Source organism: Citrobacter amalonaticus Y19 (genome assembly GCF_000981805.1).
GTDB classification, from domain to species: Bacteria; Pseudomonadota; Gammaproteobacteria; order Enterobacterales; family Enterobacteriaceae; genus Citrobacter_A; species Citrobacter_A amalonaticus_C.
Map to the genome: position 1 here is coordinate 2,041,401 of NZ_CP011132.1, position 23,145 is coordinate 2,064,545.

General features: G+C 49.7%; 26 protein-coding genes. 7 read left to right on the forward strand and 19 right to left on the reverse strand.

Features of this window, described 5'->3' with window-relative positions; translation table 11 throughout:
• Positions 1 to 93: 93 nt before the first annotated feature.
• Positions 94 to 672, reverse strand: coding sequence for a flagellar transcriptional regulator FlhC (gene flhC / locus F384_RS09200; RefSeq protein WP_046497981.1), 579 nt, complete (start codon positions 670 to 672; stop codon positions 94 to 96).
• 2 nt (positions 673 to 674) lie between these two features.
• Positions 675 to 1,025 (reverse strand): flagellar transcriptional regulator FlhD, encoded by a 351-nt coding sequence (gene flhD / locus F384_RS09205; protein WP_042318359.1) that lies wholly within the window; start codon positions 1,023 to 1,025, stop codon positions 675 to 677.
• 795 nt (positions 1,026 to 1,820) lie between these two features.
• Between flhD and uspC the strand changes: the two genes are divergently transcribed.
• The gene (gene uspC, locus F384_RS09210) at positions 1,821 to 2,249 is read left to right on the forward strand and encodes a universal stress protein UspC (protein ID WP_046481216.1); all 429 of its coding nucleotides are present in this window, start codon (positions 1,821 to 1,823) and stop codon (positions 2,247 to 2,249) included.
• Positions 2,250 to 2,268: 19 nt separating this feature from the next.
• On the opposite strand, the gene otsA is transcribed toward uspC, so the two are convergent.
• From otsA to F384_RS09240, 6 genes are all read right to left on the reverse strand, one after another.
• A complete protein-coding gene (otsA, locus tag F384_RS09215; RefSeq protein WP_046481217.1) occupies positions 2,269 to 3,690 on the reverse strand; it encodes an alpha,alpha-trehalose-phosphate synthase in 1,422 nt (473 codons plus the stop codon).
• On the reverse strand, positions 3,665 to 4,465 hold the full coding sequence (gene otsB, locus F384_RS09220) for a trehalose-phosphatase (protein ID WP_046481218.1): 801 nt from the start codon (positions 4,463 to 4,465) through the stop codon (positions 3,665 to 3,667). Before otsB ends, otsA begins: the two co-directional genes overlap by 26 nt.
• 165 nt (positions 4,466 to 4,630) lie before the next feature.
• Positions 4,631 to 5,623, reverse strand: a complete 993-nt coding sequence (araH, locus tag F384_RS09225; RefSeq protein ID WP_043000324.1) for an arabinose ABC transporter permease AraH — start codon at positions 5,621 to 5,623, stop codon at positions 4,631 to 4,633.
• 14 nt (positions 5,624 to 5,637) lie between these two features.
• Entirely contained in the window at positions 5,638 to 7,152 is a 1,515-nt protein-coding gene (araG, locus tag F384_RS09230; protein WP_046481219.1) for an arabinose ABC transporter ATP-binding protein AraG, read from the reverse strand.
• A gap of 85 nt (positions 7,153 to 7,237) precedes the next feature.
• Positions 7,238 to 8,227, reverse strand: coding sequence for an arabinose ABC transporter substrate-binding protein AraF (araF, locus tag F384_RS09235; RefSeq protein ID WP_046481220.1), 990 nt, complete (start codon positions 8,225 to 8,227; stop codon positions 7,238 to 7,240).
• Between the two features lie 319 nt (positions 8,228 to 8,546).
• Positions 8,547 to 9,104, reverse strand: coding sequence for a DJ-1/PfpI family protein (locus tag F384_RS09240; protein ID WP_046481221.1), 558 nt, complete (start codon positions 9,102 to 9,104; stop codon positions 8,547 to 8,549).
• A 517-nt stretch (positions 9,105 to 9,621) separates the two neighbouring features.
• Between F384_RS09240 and F384_RS09245 the strand changes: the two genes are divergently transcribed.
• Positions 9,622 to 10,125 carry a non-heme ferritin-like protein gene (locus F384_RS09245; RefSeq protein ID WP_046481222.1) on the forward strand — a complete coding sequence of 168 codons (504 nt, stop codon included), beginning with the start codon at positions 9,622 to 9,624 and terminating at the stop codon, positions 10,123 to 10,125.
• Positions 10,126 to 10,253: 128 nt separating this feature from the next.
• Here the strand turns inward: F384_RS09245 and yecJ are convergent, their stop codons facing one another.
• On the reverse strand, positions 10,254 to 10,505 hold the full coding sequence (gene yecJ / locus F384_RS09250) for a DUF2766 family protein YecJ (protein ID WP_046481223.1): 252 nt from the start codon (positions 10,503 to 10,505) through the stop codon (positions 10,254 to 10,256).
• 121 nt (positions 10,506 to 10,626) lie between these two features.
• A complete protein-coding gene (gene azuC / locus F384_RS29820; RefSeq protein ID WP_014229869.1) occupies positions 10,627 to 10,710 on the reverse strand; it encodes a stress response protein AzuC in 84 nt (27 codons plus the stop codon).
• Between the two features lie 219 nt (positions 10,711 to 10,929).
• Between azuC and F384_RS09255 the strand changes: the two genes are divergently transcribed.
• The gene (locus tag F384_RS09255) at positions 10,930 to 12,348 is read left to right on the forward strand and encodes an MFS transporter (protein WP_046481224.1); all 1,419 of its coding nucleotides are present in this window, start codon (positions 10,930 to 10,932) and stop codon (positions 12,346 to 12,348) included.
• 47 nt (positions 12,349 to 12,395) lie between these two features.
• Here F384_RS09255 and F384_RS09260 read toward each other — a convergent pair whose 3' ends face one another.
• On the reverse strand, positions 12,396 to 13,034 hold the full coding sequence (locus F384_RS09260; protein ID WP_046481225.1) for an RpiB/LacA/LacB family sugar-phosphate isomerase: 639 nt from the start codon (positions 13,032 to 13,034) through the stop codon (positions 12,396 to 12,398).
• 262 nt (positions 13,035 to 13,296) lie between these two features.
• Between F384_RS09260 and yecR the strand changes: the two genes are divergently transcribed.
• On the forward strand, positions 13,297 to 13,632 hold the full coding sequence (gene yecR / locus F384_RS09265; RefSeq protein ID WP_046481226.1) for a YecR family lipoprotein: 336 nt from the start codon (positions 13,297 to 13,299) through the stop codon (positions 13,630 to 13,632).
• Positions 13,633 to 13,814: 182 nt separating this feature from the next.
• Positions 13,815 to 14,312, forward strand: a complete 498-nt coding sequence (gene ftnA / locus F384_RS09270; protein ID WP_046481227.1) for a non-heme ferritin — start codon at positions 13,815 to 13,817, stop codon at positions 14,310 to 14,312.
• Between the two features lie 33 nt (positions 14,313 to 14,345).
• Here ftnA and F384_RS09275 read toward each other — a convergent pair whose 3' ends face one another.
• Positions 14,346 to 14,585 (reverse strand): YecH family metal-binding protein, encoded by a 240-nt coding sequence (locus tag F384_RS09275; RefSeq protein WP_046481228.1) that lies wholly within the window; start codon positions 14,583 to 14,585, stop codon positions 14,346 to 14,348.
• 252 nt (positions 14,586 to 14,837) lie between these two features.
• On the opposite strand from F384_RS09275, the gene tyrP reads away from it, so the two are divergent.
• Positions 14,838 to 15,989 carry a tyrosine transporter TyrP gene (gene tyrP, locus F384_RS09280; RefSeq protein WP_046497982.1) on the forward strand — a complete coding sequence of 384 codons (1,152 nt, stop codon included), beginning with the start codon at positions 14,838 to 14,840 and terminating at the stop codon, positions 15,987 to 15,989.
• 48 nt (positions 15,990 to 16,037) lie between these two features.
• On the opposite strand, the gene F384_RS09285 is transcribed toward tyrP, so the two are convergent.
• From F384_RS09285 to F384_RS30745, 4 genes are all read right to left on the reverse strand, one after another.
• Positions 16,038 to 16,703, reverse strand: coding sequence for a YecA family protein (locus F384_RS09285; RefSeq protein ID WP_046497985.1), 666 nt, complete (start codon positions 16,701 to 16,703; stop codon positions 16,038 to 16,040).
• A gap of 115 nt (positions 16,704 to 16,818) precedes the next feature.
• Positions 16,819 to 17,283 carry a hypothetical protein gene (locus F384_RS09290; protein ID WP_052746910.1) on the reverse strand — a complete coding sequence of 155 codons (465 nt, stop codon included), beginning with the start codon at positions 17,281 to 17,283 and terminating at the stop codon, positions 16,819 to 16,821.
• Positions 17,280 to 18,053: a winged helix-turn-helix domain-containing protein gene (locus F384_RS09295; RefSeq protein WP_162200239.1), complete on the reverse strand. Its 774-nt coding sequence runs from the start codon at positions 18,051 to 18,053 to the stop codon at positions 17,280 to 17,282. The genes F384_RS09290 and F384_RS09295 overlap by 4 nt, the downstream gene beginning before the upstream one ends.
• Before the next feature lie 75 nt (positions 18,054 to 18,128).
• Positions 18,129 to 18,641: a LuxR C-terminal-related transcriptional regulator gene (locus F384_RS30745; RefSeq protein ID WP_046481230.1), complete on the reverse strand. Its 513-nt coding sequence runs from the start codon at positions 18,639 to 18,641 to the stop codon at positions 18,129 to 18,131.
• 1,389 nt (positions 18,642 to 20,030) lie between these two features.
• On the opposite strand from F384_RS30745, the gene F384_RS09310 reads away from it, so the two are divergent.
• Positions 20,031 to 20,393 (forward strand): RidA family protein, encoded by a 363-nt coding sequence (locus F384_RS09310; RefSeq protein WP_046481232.1) that lies wholly within the window; start codon positions 20,031 to 20,033, stop codon positions 20,391 to 20,393.
• 109 nt (positions 20,394 to 20,502) lie between these two features.
• On the opposite strand, the gene F384_RS09315 is transcribed toward F384_RS09310, so the two are convergent.
• The 3 genes from F384_RS09315 to F384_RS09325 form a co-directional block, all read right to left on the reverse strand.
• Complete coding sequence (locus F384_RS09315; RefSeq protein ID WP_046481233.1) at positions 20,503 to 21,129, reverse strand: LysE family translocator; 627 nt, start codon at positions 21,127 to 21,129, stop codon at positions 20,503 to 20,505.
• Positions 21,130 to 21,214: 85 nt separating this feature from the next.
• The gene (locus F384_RS09320) at positions 21,215 to 22,021 is read right to left on the reverse strand and encodes an AraC family transcriptional regulator (protein ID WP_046481234.1); all 807 of its coding nucleotides are present in this window, start codon (positions 22,019 to 22,021) and stop codon (positions 21,215 to 21,217) included.
• Between the two features lie 130 nt (positions 22,022 to 22,151).
• Entirely contained in the window at positions 22,152 to 23,066 is a 915-nt protein-coding gene (locus F384_RS09325) for an alpha/beta hydrolase fold domain-containing protein (RefSeq protein ID WP_046481235.1), read from the reverse strand.
• Positions 23,067 to 23,145: the final 79 nt, after the last annotated feature.

Sequence of the window (23,145 nt, forward strand, 5' to 3'; positions counted from 1 at the left end):
ACGTACAGTCGGGGCGTTAACACGTTGGCGAGGCAAAAAAAAGCAGCGGTAATTGCTTACCGCTGCTGGAGTGTTCCGTCCACACCGTATCGGTTAAACAGCCTGTTCGATCTGTTCATCCAGCAGTTGTGGAATAATATCGGCAGCATCCTGGGAAAGTTTACGTCTTTTTACCGCACGGGAAGGCGGCTGGCATAAACTGCAGGCAAAACTACCCGCCGGTTGGTGAGCATGGGTAATAAAATTACCGCCACAGCAGTTGCAGCTCGATAACTGAAGCAGTCCGCTTTCGACAAAACGCACCAGCGTCCACGCGCGAGTCAACGCCAGCAGTGGCCCCTGTTCACCCTGCGGACACTGCTCAAGGTACAGCCGATACGCCTTAATCACCGCATCAACGCCACTGCACAGACCCGTTTTTAGCAAGAACTGCCAGGCATTACAGAACATGGAAGCATGAATGTTTTGCTCCCAGGTCATAAACCAGTCAGTGGAAAACGGCAGCATACCTTTCGGCGGCGGGCTACCACGAAGTTCTTTGTAGAGCTTGATGAGGCGACCGCGGCTTAACTGCGTTTCGCTTTCCAGCATTTGCAAACGGGCACCCAGTGTGATCAATTCCATTGCTAACTGGATATCACGAGCTTCCTGAACAATGCTTTTTTCACTCATCATCAGGCCCTTTTCTTACGCGCGGTTTCATCAGCCTGATTGACATCACTTAACAGACGAGTGGACAGCATGATACCGGTGTGAATTTGCTGGAGATCGTCTACTCTGGAATCCTGAGTCAGACGCGTAATGGTTTGATGACTGTCGAAACGGAAATGACACACAAGCTGATTCGTTTCTGCCAGTTTTACCATCTGCGGAAGGGTCAGCGCCCCCAGTGAGACCGCCATTTCCTCATTGATCCCGAGGCGAAACATGGCGGACGCTTTGTCCTGAACGATTAGACGCTGTGCAAGGAGTAAATATGACAAGTTAATGTCATAAATGTGTTTCAGCAACTCGGATGTATGCATTATTCCCATCCAGAATAACCAACTTTTATTTTTATGCGGTAAAACCGCACCCCGTGATGTCGCCGGGAATTCCCGGTAAAAAAAAGCAAATAGGTCAAACACATACCGTTACTCAGGCGCAAAAAATATGGACACACGCGTCACGCTGGGCCCTTGCCAGGTTGTAACGCGAGCACATGATTTCTTACAAATGCCTAAGATTTTTCCTAATTCGACGCAACTGTACTCGTGACACCCGAGACATACAACAAAGCCACGCTGCGAATTTAGAAAATATGTGACGCACATCACATAAATTAACTTAATCGTTAACATAAATCCATCAGTTGAGCTTTTATTTTGCGGGTAAATTAACCAGTGAAACGCCACTTTATCCTCGCGGGTATTAAATCAAACGCCTGACACGGCGGAGGACATTAGGTTACTGACGTGAAAGTTACTTAATGGAAATAATTGAAATGAATCAATTTCATTTCGAACCGAAATTAGTTTTTATCCTTTTCAAACAACGCGTTAATTGTTACTCATTTTTCATCAACCAACTGTACTTATCATTGCATTGCAATTAATCACCAATGTGAATTTGTAAAACCGAATATTGATTAACTCAGTGATTTAATTTAAGTCAACCGATTTGGTTAACACTTTTGGTTATTCCTTAGATCCACTTATAAGGAATATTAATGAATAATTATGATAGTCTTCACATTATTGTCATATTGAAGCATTGCAGTTGTAAGCGAATCGGAGTAATGCTGAAGAACCACCTCATATTCTTGCAATAAGGAGCGAGTTATGAGCTACACACACATTCTTGTTGCCGTGGCGGTGACTCCGGAAAGCCAACAACTCCTGGCAAAAGCCGTCTCCATTGCCCGTCCCGTTAACGCCCGGATAAGCCTTATCACCCTCGCCTCCGACCCTGAGTTATACAACCAATTTGCCGCCCCTATGCTGGAAGATTTACGCGCGGTGATGCATGAAGAAACGAATGATTTTCTTGAAAAACTGGGGAAAGAAGCAGGTTACCCGATCGCACAGACCTTCATTACCTATGGCGAATTAAGCGAGCATATTCTGGACGTCTGCCGCAAGCACGATGTGGACTTGGTCATCTGCGGTAACCACAACCACAGCTTCTTTTCGCGAGCGTCCTGCTCGGCGAAAAGTGTGGTGAGTTCAAGCCAGGTTGACGTTCTGCTGGTCCCGCTTGAAGGGGATTAATGCCCCCTTAAGAGGTCGCTCAGGCAAGCTTTGGAAACGTCGCAACGTTGCGTGGCTGAAGAGTTTCAGCCCTGCGTGGGGTGAGCGTCTTTAGATCGCTGATAAACTGCTCCTGCCAGTGATTGATGTCGTTTTTCACAATCACTTCCAGCATCTCAGCATGACGCGACATTCGCTCGGCCAGCGGCATTGTGAGTGCGCGATCCAGCGCCGCCGCCACTTCATCGCGATCGTACGGGTTGACTATCAGCGCAGAAGTCAGCTCATTGGCCGCACCGGCGAATTGCGACAGCACCAGAACGCCTGGATTGGCGGGATCCTGGGCGGCAACGAACTCTTTCGCCACCAGATTCATGCCGTCGCGCAGCGGCGTGACCAGTCCCACATCCGATGCGCGGTAGACTTTCATTAGCAGTTTACGTTCAAAATGCTGGTTAAGATAAAACAGCGGCGTCCAGCCTAACTGCCCGTATTTGCCGTTAATGCGTCCGGCTTCCGTCTCAAGCTGATGACGGATATCCTGATACGCCTGCACTTCGCCACGCGAAGTGGGCGCAATCTGCGTATAACGAATTTTCCCGTGATGCTGAGGGAATTTCTCCAGCAGCGCCTCATAGGCCTGAAAACGCTCCGGAAGCCCTTTTGAGTAATCGAGTCGCTCAACGGAAAAGATATTCTTCAGGGTCTTTAACTCAGCCTTGAGCTGAGCCAGTTTCGGCGGCAGCGGCCCCGACGCCTGGCGGGCAATTTCCTGCGGTTCAATGCCGATAGGATAGACCGCCGTGTGAAAGTGTTTCCCCCACGCCGTGTGGTTGTGCGTGTCGCAGGAACTGACTCTTGTCAGGCTGGAGAGGCCGTCGAGGAAAGCCTGGCGGTCGTTTTCGGTTTGAAAACCCAGCAGATCAAAATCGCACATCTGCTCAAGGAGGATCTCTGATGACGGCAAGGCATTGAAAATCTCCGGCGTGGGAAAGGGAATATGCAGGAAAAATCCGATCCGGTTGTTCACGCCGCGCTTACGCAGTTCGCTGGCAAATGGCAGCAGGTGATAATCATGGATCCAGAGGATATCATCGTCTTTTAGCAGCGGCAGCAGCTTGTCTGCCAGTTGCGCATTCACACGCTGGTAGCCTTCCCAGGCAGTACGCTGGAAGTTTACCAGGTCAAGCCGGTAGTGAAAGGCTGGCCATAACACCGCGTTAGAGAACTGGTTGTAATACTCGTCGTGATCCTTCTCGCTCAGGTTAAACGATGCCCAGGTGATGTTGCCCCGGGTGACCTTTTTTAATGGCTTATCCTCGTTACCCAGTTCGCCACTCCAACCGAACCAAAGCCCCCCAGCCGCTTTCAACGCCCCCAATATCCCAACGGCCAGGCCGCCTGCACTGGTTTTGTTATCCGGAGGCGCTATTCGATTAGATACTACGACTAAACGACTCATTGCCATCTCTCCTGTCATTCATGTTTTTTTCTTGTTGTGCCGCGTAAACAGACTCCAGCCAGCGCCAGACATCTGGCACCCCGGCTAATCGCCATTGCGCCTGTGTCTCCCCCTCTCCGACTTTCACTGAAATGCCACCCGCCTTGTTCACGACACCAAACCCCGTCTCATCGGTCAGATCGTCACCCAGAAAAACAGGGACCCGCCCGGCAAACGGCGCTTCCCGCATAAACGCGGCGATGGCTTCACCTTTGTTAGTGCCTTTCGGCTTAATTTCGACAACACACTTCCCCTGCTGAAGCGCGAGCTGCGGCCAGGTTTGCGTGATACGCAACGCCAGTGCCTGCAGCGCGGCTTCATGCTCTGGCGCCTGTCGGTAATGCAGCGCAAACGCCATTCCTTTGGTCTCAATCTCTGTTCCCGGCAGCTGCGCCAGCGCCGTATGTAACTGCACGCTGATATCGCGTTCTATTGCCGAAGGGAGGTGCACGATATGCATTTTCCCATTGATGTCACGGCGTTCAGCCCCATGCACGCCTGCCAGCGGAAAGCGCCATGGGTGAGCCAACGCGTCAAGTTCAACCATTGAGCGCCCTGAAATCAATGCCAGAGCCCCTGCGTTGCATTCTGCAAGATGATGGAGCATCTGAAGGATCGTGGGAGGAATCACCACCTGGTCTGGATGCGGCTTGAGCTCCGCAAGGGTTCCATCGAGATCAAAAAAATAAGCATAGTGCACGGACTGTTCAGGGGTTACGGTTAACGGTTCTGTCACCCGATACTCCTCCTTATTGTCATGTATGAACCGCGCGGATCGCGCCTCATAAGCAACAATAAGTATAGACAGTGTGACAGTGCTCGCCATTTGGAAAGACAATTGCCAGCCGGGGTAGCGGCTGGCAAAGGAGAGGAACTAGACTAAAAAGTTGGGCTTTTTTTATCAGACTGTACGCTTCGCTTTTTGTTTGTAACGGTCGAAGATCACTGCGGCCAGCAGGATCAGACCGCGCACGACGTACTGGGCGAAAGGCGAAATGTTCAGCAGGTTCATGGCATTCTCCACGGTGCCCAGAATCAGGACACCCGCCACCACATATGAGATTTTTCCGATGCCGCCCTTCAGGGAAACGCCCCCTAACACGCAGGCAGAGATAACAATCAGCTCATAGCCAATGGAGGTCATCGGCTGCCCGCTTGTCATACGCGAGGCGAGGATAATCCCGGCTGCCGCAGAGACCAGTCCGGAGAGCACGAAAATAATGATTTTGGTACGTACCACCGGCACCCCAGCCAGACGCGCCGCCTCTTCGTTACCCCCAATCGCCAGCGTGTTGCGCCCGAAGGTGGTTTTGTTTAACAGCAAGCCAAAGATGATCAGGCAGCCCACCGTGAGCCAGATCGGTGCCGGTAAGCCGAACCAGTTGGCATAGCCGAGAGTAAAGAAGCGCTCGTCTTCAATCCCCACCGCTTTACCGTCGGAAATGATATACGCCAGGCCACGGACGATTTGCATCGTTGCCAGCGTGGTGATCAGGGCGTTGATTTTCAGTTGTGCAATCACGAAGCCGTTGACCAGTCCGCACAGCACTCCCAGCAGCAGGCCCGCCCCCACGCCGATCCACAGGCTTTCGGTCATATTGATGACCACCGCCGTGGTCACCCCGGCACAGGCGATCACCGACGCCACGGACAGGTCGAAATCCCCTGACGCCAGGCAGAACAACATGCCGCAGGCCACCATCCCGGACATGGAGATCGCCAGCCCCAGCCCTTTCATATTGATGAATGTCGCGAAGTTTGGCACAAAAATGGCGCAGGCCAGGAACAGGACGGCGAACACCACCAACATGCCATACTGGTCCCAGATACGTCCCAGGCTAAAAGGTGACGGCGACTTTGGCGCGCCCGATCCGGAAGTAGTTACGGAAGACATCATTCTCTCCTTTCTCAGGCGACAGCCTGGCTGACTTTAGGCATCGCGAGGCTCAGCGCCTGTCGCTCATCCGCCTGTTCGTGAAGTAATTCCCCGGCAATCTCTCCTTCCCGCATCACCACAATGCGGTCAGCCACGCCGAGGACTTCCGGCAGGTCACTGGAGGCGAACAGCACGGCAACGCCGCGCGCAGCCAGGGCATAGATAACGTTATAAATTTCATGCTTCGCACCAACGTCAATCCCGCGCGTCGGTTCGTCGAGTAAAATCACCTTCATCTCTTCCGACAGCCAGCGGCCGAGAATCGCCTTTTGCTGGTTACCGCCGGAGAGATTCATGATGAGCTGTTCGGCACCGGGCGTTTTGATGTTCAGCGAGCGAATGTGATGGTCGGCATTGGTCTCCTCCCATCCGTTGTTGATCACACATCCGCCCAGCACATGCTTACGCCGGGCGCTGATGTTGATGTTGTCGCGTACCGAATGTACCGGGATGATCCCCTCCGCTTTTCGGTCTTCCGGGCACAGCATCATTCCTGCCGCGATGGCATTCGCCGGCTTGCGAATATCAACGGGTTTTTCGTCGATATAGACCTGCCCTTCGCTGATGCGGGTGCCGCCAAACAGGCCTTTCATCAACTCACTGCGCCCCGCTCCCACCAGTCCAAACAGCCCGACAATTTCGCCACTGCGTACCGTGAGGCTGATGGGCGTGCGCACGCCCGGCGCTTTTACTTCATGCAGACGCAGGCGTTCTGCGCCATAGGGACGTGACTGCCAGCCGTAGATATCGCCCAGATCGCGCCCTACCATTGCCTGCACCAGCGCATCGTGGTTGACCTGCTGCATATCGGTAAAGGTTTTCACGTAGCGGCCATCTTTAAACACGGTAATCGCATCGCTGAGGGCGAAGATTTCCTCCATGCGGTGCGAGACATACAGAATGACCCGCCCTTCTTTACGCAGTTCGCGGATCACCCGAAACAGGTTCTCTATCTCTCTTGCGGAGAGCGAACTGGTCGGTTCGTCGAAGGCGATGATCTTGGCGTTACGCGCCAGCGCTTTGGCGATCTCCACCATCTGCCACTGACCGATCGAGAGATACTTCAGGGGGGTTGCGGGGTCGATATCCATCCCCAAATGTTTAAGTTGCAGACCCGCTTCATAATTGAGCAGTGTGCGGTTCACAATGCCGCCTTTGTGCGGAAGCTGACCGAGGTAGATATTCTCGGCAACGGTCATCTCTGGCACGAGATGCAATTCCTGGTAAATGATGGCAACGCCGGCATTCAGCGCGGCGGTGGTATCCGCGAAGCTCATTTCCTGCTCGCGAATCGCCAAAGAGCCCGTGGTTGGCGCATAGTTACCGCTGAGAATTTTTAAGAGTGTTGATTTCCCGGCGCCATTTTCACCCATCAGCGCATGCACCTGACCGGCGTAACAGTCAAAACTGATATCCGTAAGCGCTTTAACGCCGGGGAAGGTTTTACCAATGCCGCGAAATGAGAGATACGGGGTAGACTGTTGCATAACGTCTCCGTGAGTCAGTATCGTTCTAACCGGTTGCCGGATGGCAGCATGAGCGATGCCACCCGGCCTTTCACTTGCTGTCGTCTTACTTGCCGCCTAACCCTTTTTTCGCCAGCTCTTCTTTAAAGTTGTCACGGGTGATCAGCACCACGTCAGTCACTTCGGTGAATGCAGGTGGCTCAGCGCCTTTGGTCACCCAGTTGTAGAGCATTTCACTGGATTTATAACCGTGCACGTCCGGGCTTGGCAGCAGTGAGCCGAAGAAGCCGGTCGCCTGCGCTTTTGACAGTTCGCTCACTGCGTCAACGCCGTTGATACCCACGCCGATTACGTCCGCCGCTTTAAAGCCCTGACCTTCAGTGGCGCGCACGCCGCCCAGCACGGTGTTATCGTTCATACCGACAATCAGCCAGTGTTTCACTTCAGGGTGCTGAACCAGCATGGAGTTGGCGGCATCAAATGCGCCTGGGATATCGTTAGATTTGGTTGGGACCTGGTAGATCTGTTTTTCCGGGAAGCCTGCAGCTTTCAGCGCTTCCATCGAACCGGAAGTACGACGACGTGCGGTATCCAGTTCGTTAGCCGTAATCGCCATCACCGCGCTCTCTTTAACGTCCCAGCCGCGTTTCTGCATCTCTTTATACAGTTCCTGGCCCTGACGTTCGCCGATTTTGGTCGCCGCCATCATCACCAGCGGGACCGTATCCATCGGTTTGCCTTTGGCGTTAACGAACTGATCGTCCACGGCGATCACTTTCATGTCGTAGCCGCGTGCTTTAGCAACAATGGCGGAACCCAGTTTCGGGTCCGGGGTGCAAATCACAAACCCCTTCGCCCCACTTGCCGCCAGGCTGTCAATCGCATTCAGGGTCTTCTCGCCGTCCGGCACCGCAATTTTAATCACTTCAAAGCCCAGATCTTTCCCGGCTTTATCGGCAAATTTCCACTCTGTCTGGAACCAGGGTTCTTCCGGTTGTTTCACCAGAAAACCCAGTTTCATCGATTCTGCCATAGCGGATTGTGACATAACGGCGGCCAGACCGATGGCTGCCAGCGCTTTAGTGAATTTGTGCATGGTTAACTCCAGCTTTAGCGTCATTTTATGTAGAGTAATATTCAACGACTCAGTGTAATTCAGACGAAAAACAAGGCATTACCAAATGGACTCATGATAAATGCCAGTTCTGGAATAGTTGTAGCGGGAAATTGATTCTCCATAGGAGAGCGGCATCACACCGCAGAATTACAGTAATTGCGTACATAAATTCAGCGGAAAATGACATAAGAAAGAGGGGAATTGTCAGACAAATGAAAAGTGGAGTAGCACATTAATCCATAAGGTCAGCTCGCAAATCCTTGTTCCCGAATCACACCTGTGTTCGGGAACAAACGGATTACCACGGATAATAGATATGCTCGGCGTGATCGCGGACCGGTTTGTCATCGCCCAATAAACGGGCTGACAGCGTCAGGGCAAAATCAAAAATATGGCCTAATCCTTTACCGCTCAGGAGATTACCGTCCTCCACCACTGGCGCATCGATATAGACTCCGTCGGTCACCGTTTCATAGAGATCGCCTGAACAGACATAACGACGCCCCTTCAGTAAGCCGTTGCCGCCTAGCACGCGTGCAGCTGCTGAGCAAATAGGGCAAATTAATTTCCCGGCGGCATCATGACGCGAGATAAATTCGACAACCTGTGGATTCGCCGCAAGGTTCACACTTCCCTGTGGTCCCCCCGGCAACACCACCGCGTCATACAGGCTCTCCCGCTGCCCCGCCAGGGTGTAATCGGCCACCATTGGAACATCGTGGTAACTCACCACGGCGCGAGACGCCTCGCAGGCCAGTGTGTCAACATCGATATTCAGACGACGCAAGATATCAATGGTGACGATCGCTTCCGCTTCTTCGAAACCCGATGCCAGTAAGACTGCCACTCTTTTCATTCACCGTTCCTCATTTATTACATACTGATAACACCGAAAATGACGAATTAATCATTCGGTTATAATTAAATGGATGTCACTGCTCTGATTTTCCGCAAAAGATAAGCTGGACTATTTCAGCCAAAACGGTTTCACAGGATTATTATCGCGGCAGGGACGGTAGAAATTATCAATATTCTTATATTACCATGCGAAACCATTCTATTTTGTGACTTAAAACATCATTTCAAAACCAACAAATCATTTTCAAACCTTTAAAATCAATCAGATATATAATTTCACATTATGGTTACTAACGACACCTTGATGTATTACCTCCAGTAATATGTAAAAAAACATAAACAATGCCATTTAAGGATTTTCTTATTTCACTTATGCAGGTATGCTTATTTTCGATTCGCAACGAAATTGACTCTTCGATCACATAATGGACCGGCAGAATGGATTTATTCTGCTAACAGTAAGTTGTGCACACTCGTTTTGCACATCCCTTCTATCAGGAAATAAGGATATTGATATGGCTGCAGTTGGAATGGTTCACAAACTCAACAATCAAATGAATCTTGAGTTTTATGCTTCCAATCTCTACCTCCATCTGAGTGAGTGGTGTTCCGAACACCGTCTGATGGGTACTGCGACTTTCTTGCGTACTCAAGCTCAGAGTAACGTCACCCACATGATGCGCGTGTTTAACTTCATGAAAAATGCCGGGGCGAATCCGGTCGTTAAAGCCATCGACGTACCGGGCGAGGATTTACATTCGCTGGAAGAGCTGTTTCAGAAAACGATGGATGATTATGAACAGCGCGCCAGCACGCTTTCGCAGCTGACTGACGAAGCTGAAGCCTTGAATGATGCTCCAACCCTCGATTTTCTCCACGATCTGGAAAAAGAACAGCAGCAAGATGGACTGTTGTTGCAAACTATTCTTGATGAAGTGCGTAGCGCCAAACGCGCAGGCCTGTGCCCGGCACAGACCGATCAGCACGTCCTCAACGTGGTCAATTACCAACAGCATTAATTGACCACGTCATTGGCCTGCGTTTCACTCCCCTGCAGGCCAATTCGCAAAGCCCTTTCAGCCCGATGCCTCCCACTTTGGGGAGGTATCGCAAAAAGTATTTCTAAAATATAAAACAACGGTTTATTTTAGTGAGATTCGCCCTGCGGCGTGAACTTCAGTTCGATCAGCGCGATCGCTTTCTGGATAGCGCGCAACGTGACGGGATCGGCAGCAGCGGGATGCGTTGAAAAATCAATATTTTTCAGTTGGCTGGTCATTTTTTCACGAACTTCGACGGGCGCGATGACGTCGAGAACATCGAGGATTTGTTTGATGACAAGCTGGCAGGCGACAACGTCAGAGACCAGTTCCTGATCGGCATTCAGCGGTTGGGACATAGTAGGCGTTCCTGATAGTGTTGAAAGGCCGTCATAGTACCGATTCAGACGCCGAAACGATAGCCAGACCTGACAACGCAAATGACAGGCATAAAAAAACCTGCCGAAGCAGGTTTTTTTATCAGAACATAGCGCCTGGCGGTACGTCTTTGAAAGTTTTGCAATAATTTTCAAACATGCTTTTCAGGATTTTGCGCAGTTTCAGTTTCATGGCATGACTCCAGATATCTTGTTATGCAGGTGTTATTGTCTATGCGCACATAATATGACCGTCATCACAAAAATCAACTATTTTGTGATGAATATCACCTTTTAAAATTAACATATTCTTTGCTTTTTTATCTGTTTAGCTGATAAATCAGTTATCTACATCATTATCGGCTCCGGTAAAATTTTATAATTATTTTTGAATGGCAAGTACAACATGCAAGAAGATCGGATCATAGAAAGCAAACGCGGTATCTCTCCTGCCGCCCTGCTCGTCGCCGGGGCATTCTTTATGGAGTTTATTGACGGCACGGTGATCGCGACCGCCCTGCCCGATATGGCTAAAAGTTTCGGTGTTCAGGCGGTTGATTTAAACATAGGGATCAGCGCCTATCTGATTACCCTGGCGGTTCTCATCCCGGCCAGCGGTTGGATAGCCGACCGTTTCGGCGCACGTAAAATCTTCACGCTTGCCCTCGCCATTTTCACCCTCGCGTCAGTGTTGTGCGGTCTTTCCACAACGCTGGAGAGTTTCCTGGCGATGCGTATCCTGCAGGGCGTGGGGGGCGCGCTGATGGTTCCGGTGGGTCGTTTAGCGGTATTGCGCACCACGCCAAAGCATCAGTTGATTACGGCTATCGCCACCTTAACCTGGCCTGCGCTGGTTGCACCCATCATTGGTCCACCGCTCGGCGGCTTTATTACCAGCTATGCCAGCTGGCGCTGGATCTTCTTTATTAACGTGCCGCTGGGTCTGCTGGCGATCGCACTGGCGCTGCGATTTATTCCCAATATTCGCGATGACGAGCGACGTCCCTTCGATCTTCCTGGTTTCGTTGCTACCGCCATCGCGATGGTCAGCCTGGTCTATGCGATGGAGCTGCTGGGCGCGCAACATCCCGAAAGTGGTTTGACGATAGCCCTGCTGGCGCTTGGCGTGGGGACATTTGCCTTTTGCCTGCGCCATTTCCAGCGAGTCGAGCATCCGATGATTCGCCTCGACGCCATGCAGGTGCCGACGTTTCGCGTCACGATGTACGGAGGCTCGCTGTTCCGTGCGTCTATCAGCGCCGTGCCTTTTCTTTTGCCGCTCATGTTTCAGGTGGGATTTGGCATGAATGCCTTTCAGGCCGGTTCGCTGGTACTGGCGGTGTTTGTCGGCAATCTGACCATTAAGCCCGCGACCACGCCGCTTATCCGCTGGTTAGGCTTTAAAAAGCTGCTGCTGATTAACGGGGCGCTCAATGTGCTGTCGCTGCTTGCCTGCGCGCTGATCACCCCTGACACTCCCGTCTGGCTTATTCTACTGGTGCTGTACCTTGGCGGCGTGTTCCGTTCGATTCAGTTTACCGGCATCAGCACGCTGGCTTTTTCAGACGTCCCTTCCGCCCAAATGAGTTATGCCAATACCCTGTTCAGCACCGCGACGCAACTGGCCGTTGGGTTAGGGATTTCGCTGGGTGCAATCGGTATTCGCATTGGCGCGAATGTGAGTGAATGGCTGGGGATGAGCACAATTCCTGGCATCAGCTTTCGTCTGGCGTTTGTGGCCATCGCGCTTGTTTGCCTGATTGGCATGGTGGATACATTACGACTGACGAAAAATGCGGGAAGCGCGGTGTCTGCAAGGAAATGATATGTGAAGCCGGAAGCGCATCGCGCCATCCGGCTTTTCAGCAAAACTTAGCCGAGAATTTCGCGAACGAATGCTTCAATCTCTTTGCTCTGACCATTTTCAAAGAAGCACTGCTGGAAACGTTGACCGGATACCGCCGTCTTCACCAGTTCCGGATCGATCGCGTGCAGCGTATCAAGATAGTTGTCTTTAACAACTGCCGCTTTAACCTGGTTGAGGATCCCGGCGTTACGCACCTGCGGTTCTTTACGCTCTGGCGGATACCCTTCGCCGTTACGACCCGTAAAGGCTTTCTCAAAGATAAAGCGCACGTTCAGTTCCGCTCCCCAGCCAAATCCTTTCGCAAATGGCAGAGATAGCGCATTACCGTTGTTAATTTGCGCAAACAGGAACGCATCCGCCGGATCGATGCAGTAGCCGCACACCACCCCCGGATGAATATTCAGCGACATCAGCGCCCCCTGACCCGTACCGCAGCCGGTCACGACGAAATCAACCGCTTTTGAATTCAGCAGAATGCTGGCCATGATGCCAAGATGGATGTAGGTCAGGTGGTGGTCATTCTCGTCGCTCATCCCGACGTTGAATACCGGAAAGCCCTTTTCATCCGCAACCGCTTTAAGTTCGCGGTGAATGATGGCGTTTTTGCCCGCCTGGCTATTTTCCATCATCAATGCAATTTTCATTCTGTCTTCTCCTGAATGCGATGCGGGAAGCCCCGCCTTGAGTCAATCACGATACCGCACAGTACTACTTAGCAAACCATCTTTCAAATTTTGTGAAAAATGGTTTTAAAAATAAGGAGCCGTTTCACATTTTCGTCCACTGACCGCAAAACGTCACCTCCGTCGTGTGGATTAGTCGTTGCTGATCTATAAGTTATTCAGGCCATTGAAACGCCGATACGTGAATTAGGATAGCGTATCACCGAACATTCAGAGCGATACCATGAAGACTCTTTCTATTGCCCTCACACTGATACTCCTGACGGGATGTACGATCAACAGACAAGCGCAGGTGAGTGATGTCAGCGCGACAACCGGCGTGGTACGGTTGAACTACGATCAGGCAATATTGCAAAACGCCCATACCGATAGCTATTTCGCCCAGAGCACCGCCACGCGTGCGTGTCAGCAATTAGGCTATGCCAGCGCCCAGTCTTTCGGTCAGCCTGTCAGCACCTGTAGCGTTTATGCCGGATCGCTGTGCATGAACACCAAAATCACACTTTCCTGGCAGTGTCAGGGCGTCGCCATTTCACCTACGACGACGCATTATTATTAATTTACGGGCCAGTATTGGCTGGCCTGATTTATCACTCGCTGATTATTTTATAGCGCAAATGCGTTTTATTCCCATTCGTATTTTTAATAATTAAATTTATTATTTTACCTTTTGCAAATAATTAAATAACAAATTATAGTGACGCCACATCAACATATTTATAAATTACGTGGAGCGAAGCCATGCTGAAAACAGAAATGATCGACAAACTGAATGAGCAAATGAACCTGGAATTATATTCCTCCCTGCTCTATCAGCAGATGAGTGCCTGGTGCAGCTACCACAGCTTTGAAGGGGCCGCCGCGTTTCTGCGTCGTCACGCGCAGGAAGAGATGACCCACATGCAGCGCCTGTTCGACTATCTGACCGATACCGGCAGCCTGCCACGCATTAATACCGTGTCATCGCCTTTTGCTGAATATGCATCGCTGGATGAATTATTCCGTGTGACCTACGAACACGAACAGTTGATCACCAAAAAAATTAACGAACTGGCGCATGCCGCGATGACCAGCCAGGATTATCCGACCTTTAATTTCCTGCAATGGTATGTTGCCGAACAGCATGAAGAAGAGAAATTGTTTAAATCGGTGATTGATAAATTAACGCTGGCCGGGAAAAGTGGCGAAGGTTTGTATTTCATTGATAAAGAGCTGTCGACGCTCGACACCGCAAATTAATCGTCAACGGTGAGGAACGTCCTCACCGTTTTCTTAATGACGGCAGATCTTACTTTCGTGCGTAGAGAAACCGTCATCCCGAGCAATAAACTTCCCTTTCGCCGCCAGAAATGCCACCAGTTCACCCGCCGTCATGTCCGACGCTGAGCAAGTATGAAAACGCGCCGTTTCACCAAACCGGGTCTTAATCGCGGCTTCCAGGCTCGCCGTAGAATAGTGCTCGCCTGATTCAATCATCATATTCAACACTTCGTGACCGTGAACAGAATCCATCATTCCTCCTCAATAAAGTGCGTAGCCTACGGCGATACGCAATCCGCTGCTTTGCGCTAACGCAGGTTGCAGCCACTCAGCATTGTAAATATTAGTGTACAGTCGATGTAACGGTCATTTGACGAAAATAACGTTTTGCCTTACCCTGCGCCGCAGATCTAACCGTTATTTCTCTCTGGGATAGTGTAAAGCGTGAAGAATAGAACTCTGGGAAGTGTTTTCATCGTGGCGGGCACCACGATTGGCGCAGGGATGTTGGCGATGCCTCTGGCTGCTGCCGGGGTCGGTTTTGGCGTCACTTTTGCGTTATTGATTGGGCTGTGGGCGCTGATGTGCTACACCGCGCTGTTGCTGCTTGAAGTATATCAGCACGTCCCCGCAGACACTGGACTTGGCACGCTGGCAAAACGCTACCTGGGACGCTACGGTCAGTGGGTAACCGGCTTCAGTATGATGTTCCTGATGTACGCGCTGACGGCTGCCTATATCAGCGGCGCGGGGGAGTTGCTTGCCTCCAGTATCAGCGACTGGACCGGGGCACAGATGTCGCCCACAACAGGCGTCCTGCTGTTCACCTTTGTTGCCGGCGGCGTCGTCTGTGTGGGCACCTCACTGGTCGATCTGTTTAACCGTTTTCTGTTCAGCGCCAAAATCATCTTCCTGGTCGTGATGCTGGCGCTGTTGATGCCGCACATTCATAAAGTCAATCTCCTGACCCTGCCGCTTGAGCAGGGGCTGGCGCTTTCGGCTATCCCGGTTATCTTTACCTCTTTTGGCTTTCACGGCAGCGTTCCCAGTATTGTGAGCTATATGGAAGGTAACATTCGCAAACTGCGATGGGTATTTATCACCGGCAGTGCGATTCCGTTAGTGGCCTACATTTTCTGGCAACTGGCGACGCTCGGCAGCATCGACTCCACGACGTTTATGGGTCTGCTGGCAAATCATGCCGGGCTGAATGGTTTGCTACAGGCGCTGCGGGAAGTTGTTGCCTCGCCGCACGTTGAGCTGGCGGTGCACCTTTTTGCTGACTTAGCGCTGGCGACCTCCTTCCTCGGCGTTGCCCTGGGGCTGTTCGATTATCTGGCCGATCTGTTTCAGCGCCGCAATACGGTGCCTGGCCGGATGCAAACGGGCGCGATTACCTTTCTGCCGCCGCTGGCCTTCGCCCTCTTCTATCCGCGTGGTTTTGTGATGGCGCTGGGCTATGCCGGCGTCGCACTGGCGGTGCTGGCGCTGATCATCCCTTCACTGCTGGCATGGCAGAGTCGCAAACAGGATCCACAGGCGGGCTACCGCGTACGGGGCGGGCGTCCCGCCTTAGCACTGGTGTTTATGTGTGGCATTGTGGTGATAGGCGTGCAGTTTCTGATAGCCGCCGGACGACTGCCCGAAGTGGGATAAGATCATGGAGTGAACAGAAAAGGGGCTAGCGCCCCTTTTCTGTTCATATTAGTGCAGACAGCACTGCTTATATTTTTTACCACTTCCACACGGACACGGATCGTTGCGACCCACTTTCACTTCCGCTTTCACCGGCACTTGTATCGGCGTTTCCTGCGGATGTGCCATCCAGTAAGCGTGGAGATCCAGCGCAGCGAGGCGTATCGCCTCAACGCTCTCTTCAAATGCTTCCGGGGTCAGTTTCTCAACCACCTCGAAATTCTCTTCTGTGCCATGCAGCGCAATGGCGTCCAGGGCCGGTTTCAGGGTGTCAGGTAACGCAGACCAGTCGGAAAGCGCAACGCCGCGCATGTAGCCAAAGCACCACTCTTCCACAATGGTAATTTCACGCCCTTCAATTTCGCGCAGACCAAACAGCGGCTCAAACTGTTCCGGGAAATCATTCAGCCGGTCAGCGGTGTCCGCCATATGCTGGAAAGCGAGATTCATAAAGCGCGTCATCTCTTTTTCAGAGGACCAGCGCGGCACATATTGCGCCCCACCCCATACGGCAACCAGCCACTGCTCTGGCTCAATTTCACGTGGTGAACTGAGTACAGCCGTCAGCAGCCCATCCAGTTCTGCCACGTCCAGAATGGCATGTTCGGTGTTGTACTTGGTCAGTACATCATCCAGCCACTCCAGTTCACTTTCGTTCAACGGTCCCGTTTTCATCATGCTTGTCCTCGGTAAACACTCTCTCCAGCGGCTATCTTACATGGCGAGCGAGGAAACGGATACTGATTGCCGCGGGATCCGTTAAGGCTGTAAGTGATCCTTAATCCAGATATCATTTCTTTCTACAAAACAGATACGGCACATTGGCGTTTGAAAAAACATACGCGGACTGGTATTCATCCACGGTCAGAGTCAATTCGCCTCCTGTCTTCAGATAAAATTGGGATAACATCTTTTCGAGCTTTTCATCATTAACGGTATCGGAAAAGGTTTTGACAATGCGTACCGTATGTAAAATCCGCGTCCTGAACTGCTGGGTATAGTTAAAATAGACCAGCCGATTCACGTTAACACTGGTCTCCCCATCGACTTTTCCCGTAATGACAGCCAGCCCCTCCTTCTTATGCATCTGAAAGGAAACGGTACCAACAAAACGTGCATCATTAACATTCCAGTCTGCATCACCAATACACTCCAGGTATGAAGGTTTTAAAAGCAGGTAAAACAGAAAAATCCCGGAAAGTACCGTGGTACTGAAAAACACAATCAGGAGCAAGGCCGCTGTATTTTTATTCATTGGCTTAAGTTCCAGAAAAAATGAGATGAACAAAATGCCTCGGTGTCAGACCGAACATCTTTATTACAGACAAATACCGCAGTACGTCCCGTTTTAGAGTAGCCTGTAAGAAAGACATAGTTGTTATTTTGGCAAAAATGCGGGTGCTTTTTTATTAACGCATAGTAATTATCAGTGACTGGCTGCGTCACCTCATAATAGGCATAACAACCATTGTCTGCCTTTTTATCCATGGACATCGCCACAAAATTCTCAAAGGGCATTTTCAATCGATTCTGATACATAAACATGCAATTTATTACCGTCACAACAAAGAAAAAACCTGCTCCGATACTTAACCCACGAGATTTTTTTGTTGGCGTCTTTTCGGACAATGCATTTTCGCTGACCGTCGTCTTTATTGACGGACGTTCAGAAACGGCAATATTCTGGAGAGGAAGCGGTTCAACCACAATGGTTGATGACAATGTTAACCCTTGCCGTGAAATGGTTTTTACCATGTTTCTTGGTAAACCTATCTCTTCCAGTGCCTTACGCAGTGTTAAAATAGTCTGGTAAAACGTATTTGGCATGGTCACAACGTCACGCTCTTTCCAGCCTTCGGTTACCAACTCCTTTTGCGTGATAACCACACCCTGATTCAGGATCAGATAAAGGAAACATGTTGCGGCGGGCTGCTGTAAATAAACAACAGCGCCAGTCAATTGATTTTTCAGGCTTCGGGTCTGCGGATTGAACTCAACCGTTCCATTTATTAAATACAATTTCATCGCAATGTCGCCCCTGAGCATTATGCCCTGGTGATGTCGCATTAGAGATTCAGGATAATCGTTAATGCGTAAAATCTAAGACAGAAAAGTGATATTACATTCACAGGTATATTTAGCTCTGAATGCACACCAGTTACGCATAACTTGCAGAAACAATGGAATATTTTTCATGTTCATTTTCCGCAATGCTCTTAACTGGCTATTGCTGACCGCTCCCTCGCTGAGCAGCATGGTTCGTGCTATTGCCCTTTTTCCCAGTCCCGCCAGATAATATTCAATGATTACTCGTTCCCTTTTCGACAATGACCGTGTATGCAACGGGATTCGTTTATTCAGCTTGATCTGGTCCAGTACGTGAAAGTAATCCGTCAAAGGCGCGTTTCTGGTCAATGAGTAGCAACGTATCTGTGTAAAATGAGTTAACGTATCTGATGAACCCGCACGGAGGCATTCTGCTCGGTTTGTAATATACACAGTCCCTCCTCCCGGATCAAAAACGACAATATCAGGTGAGTTATCAAGACCGGTAAAGAACAGTATTTGCTGCAAGCCGGTAATAAAATACTGGTCATATGAAAATATATGCATTGTGCATCACTCCATTCGTAATAACGACATCTTAATGCTTAAAAGTGCATACGGAATATATCAATTGTACGTCACCAGGATATTGGCTTTCCAGGAAACCGGTCCGCTATCATTATGATCATCTGAAGTGATGGGACTGGACTGGATATAACTCGCCGTAAACATGGTCTGGCTAATGGATGTATAAAGTGGTATCGACCCCGCGCCATGACATACCTGACCATGACTTCCTGTACTGTTTCGGTTGCTTCGTCAATGTAGATCCGGTTGCCGCTGTACTTCAGTTGAATAGCAAGCCCGCCAACCGAATTTCTGCCACCCTCATACAGAATGACGTTCTTGTGTACTTATGTTGCCACCCGCCAGCCTGTCTCTACAGAGACTGGCGGCCATATTCGCGGTAACGTTAATGGTGTCATCCTCACCGGTGGTATGCGGACTGAACAGTGCAGTAATTGCAGATGCCGTCAGCAACCTTTTATTTATTACCGTTTTTACAGGCATAGTCGATTCCTTTCGCATAGAGTGACACGTCTGAAATTTTATTTTGAGAATAGATAAGCCAAGCAACAGAGACACTTCCTGTTCTTGTTACATTGATTATTGCTGTAGATATCTTAAATTGTCATTTTAAATAGCCTTAAACGACCTTAAATGAGAAATATCAGCAATCTCATGAAAAAGTGAAGTTCTTCAACCTCATGATTTAAAAGGGTATACTTCTGTAATATTAAGTCATCAATACACAAAACCATGACAAACAAGTGACAGAAAAAGCTTTCATGACTGCTAATTTAAGCCTGTTTGAGAAGACATTTAACACAATAAGCAGTAAAATACGCGGTCTGACACAAAACAATAACACAGAAAGAGCATAAATATTTACCCTGTTTTAATAACCTGATGCCAGTATCATTCCGTTTTCCGCTTTTTTACACGGCAAACCCCGTAGTCACCCCCGTTTACATAATGATGATTATTGCACGCTATAATAAGAACCAGAGGGTTACATTGCAGGATCTGATCATGCAAACCTGAGATATCATGTTTTCTGCCATTGCGTCAGAATAAGATTCAAGGCAGTGCTACAGGCAATTAAAAGCTTAAATTTGTTACTTTTACTTAACACAGAACTTGCTTGCTAAAATAAATTAATTCTACTTCATTAGCAAAATCAAGAATGCAAGGTCAGGCTTAACGAAATGACAGTCGTCTGGTCGCGTTCTCAATAAAAACACTGCCGTATTCATAAAGCACAACAACGACATGCGTTAGTCACCTTACTTTTTACTTTTCCGGCCTGAAATACTCCTTTATTACTACAATGCGTGAAGATAGTATGATGACAGAAAATAACCATGTAAATTTTAAGGATAATGGAGGTGCATTATGGCGAAAATAACCAGGTATGACATCAATGAAGACTGGGCACATGCCGGAATGGTTGAAGCTGGCGGGCTTGTCTTTGTGAGTTACTGTGTCGGAAATATCGGGCAACCCATTGAGGCACAAATCAATGGCGCTTTTGATAATCTGAGTGAAAGGCTCAACACTATCGGCCTGACGCTGGAGTCAGTCGTGAAAATTGACGCCCTGTTCCGCGACGTGTGGGATATTCCCGTCATGGAGAAAGTCATGAAACAACGATTCAACGGTCAATTTCCTGCCAGAAAATCCATTCAGACTGAATTTGCCCATCGCGGCGGAGCATCAGGAATGCTGTTTCAACTTGACGCCATTGCTTGCCGATAATATTCACCATCGTATTACAGACCGTTCTTGCGGCGTGATGAACGATCGCCCCGCAAGAACAGATCCCTACGAATACACTGCCCACAGAAATAGCACGTCATTGACATGACTATCCCAGGCCGCGTTGCGTTAAAAATAAATTCACTGCCAGACTCACGAAACTGCACGAAAACAAGATCCGTAATCCCGACAAAATTGTGGGATGATTAACTACTTTACTGCGCATAAAGGATGAAAAAATACCATAAAGCATAAATACGAGCAGCGTCATTAACATGAATATCAGGCTCAATATCAGCATGTCCGTTGCGGGTGTAATTGACGATGTTTGAATAAACTGGGGTAAGAAGGCCAAAAAGAAAAGTGACAGCTTAGGATTAAGTAGATTGATGAATATCGCATGCAGGATCACTTTCACACCTGACTGAGAAACGTCGCAGTCATCGGGTTGTAACGTCGATTTCTCCTTTATGATATTCCACGCCATGTACAACAACCACAAGACTCCGGCATATTTGATGACAGTGAATGCCATTTCACTGGAGTAGAATATGGCGGCTAATCCCGTGATAGCGGCCAACATATGCGGAATGATCCCCAGAGTACACCCCACGGCGGCCATCAGACTCAATGTTGCACCACGCGATAATCCCATCGCAATAGTGTAAATGGCCCCCGTTCCCGGTGAAATAACCACAATTATTGAGGTTAATAAAAATTCGATACTGATTGGCATAGCATTATCTCTGATAGACACATAACAGGAGCAGTCAGTGTTTATCAGGACAGGCTTACCGATCTTGTAATAAATTGCAGTACCGTTAATCAATCATAGCGGAGCGATATTGCCCTGGCGTTATGCCAGTCTGTTTCTGAAACGCACGAATGAGGTGGCTCTGATCGGAAAAACCCGTCATCAACGCAACATCAACCGTTCTCTTGCCCTGCGATAAGAGTTTTTTTGCCAGACGGACCCGGGACTGTAAAAGATAAGCATGTGGGGTTATCCCCACCTCTCTGGAAAAACGGCGAATGAGCTGGAATCGGGTGACGTCACACAGGCTGGCTAGCCCAGTCAACGTAATGTTTTCTCCCGGAGCATCATCGATGAACTCTTTGACAAGCCGTACCGTCGGAGAATGCGGGATACGCTGTGCACCAGAAAGAGTGTGGTGTTGCCCGGCTTGCATCAGACAGCACATGATCGTCTCTTCAATCGCCATGCTGTCAGGATCTGCGGCAGCCGATTGGCTAAAAAACTGTCGAATCATCAGGCCAAGAGTGGGATCGTTAGCCACAGGCTTCAGGGTCAGATTATCTGCCGGTAAGTCAGTATTCCATTCCTTTATAAAGGTGTCGGGATTGATATAGAGCATATGCCAGCCCCGGGGACCTGAGGTTGGGATCCCGTCGTGAATCTCGCCGGGATTGACCATAATGACATCCCCTGTCACTGCATTCACATTGCCGATACTACTCCATGAGCGTTGGCTACCCTGGATGAAGACCCCGATGCCATATTGATCATGTGAGTGGCGCGGGAAAGTACGCTCTGAATATAACGACAGTATTTCAACATCAGGTACCACACAGCGGTGCTGCTTTACCTGGTGAACTTCTTTTCTCATGGTCGTTCTCTCATGGCAACGGATGCAGGGAATCATCGATTCTTTTTCAAGATACCCTCTACTGAGACAGACGACCAATTTTTTAGGCTTTACCGCAAACCCATGCTTACCCGGTTTCCCTAAGCACTAGCTATAGCGCCTCAGGCGACTGAGAATGAATAAAGGATGCGATTCGTCTTATCGCATGGGTTGCTTCCGGTATTTTCCCTGCGGATGACTGGAAGACGTGCCACAAACCATCCCAGACTTCCATTTGAACGTTAACGCCAGCCGCTTTCGCCTTCTTCGCCAGGCGAGTCGAGTCATCGAGAAGTAATTCATCGCTTCCCGTCTGTATCAGAAGAGAGGGAAGTCCTGTCAGATCGCCATAAAGGGGGGAGACCAGCGGATTCAATGTTTCAGCATCAGCGCAGTAGTACGCGACGGTTTGCCGCAAATCCTCAATAAAGAGCATCGGGTCCTTCTTCGCGCAAGAAAAAATACTGTCACCTGATAAGGTGTAATCAAGCATAGGAGAAAGCAAGAAACCGGCGTGCGGCAACGGATAATGTTCTTTTTTCAGTAGCAGGAGCAGAGATAGAGCCAGGCCACCGCCGCTTGAGTCACCGCCTGGAATGATATCTTCAGGCCGATACGCCTGCTTTAATAGCCACTGCCAGGCATATTTTGCATCCATCAGACCGGCAGGAAATGGATTTTCAGGGGCTAGTGAATAATTGAGCGTGAGCGCATTCACTTTCGAATAATGGACAATATGACCAACCAGTTTCCTGTGCGTAATACTTGATCCCAGCGAGTTGCCCCCGCCATGAAGATACAGGATGACTTTACGACTTTCTGCCTGCGAATGTCGCACCCACTCGGCTGAAATCCCCTCTTCAGCGATCGTTTCTATGCTGACATTTTCGGGTAACGGAGCATTCACTGCCCCTTCTTCCCATATTCTTCTTTGCTCATGAAGCGGTGTGTTAAGCACAAAATCGATATTGCTCGCGTAATCCCTGAAAAGTTCTTCTCTTTTGCGCTTTGCTTCGTTGCTTAACATTATTTCGCCTCACTGAGTATTGACAGACAGGCGAGCAGTATACCGAATGCGATAATATCCTCGTCAGACTTTATGTTGA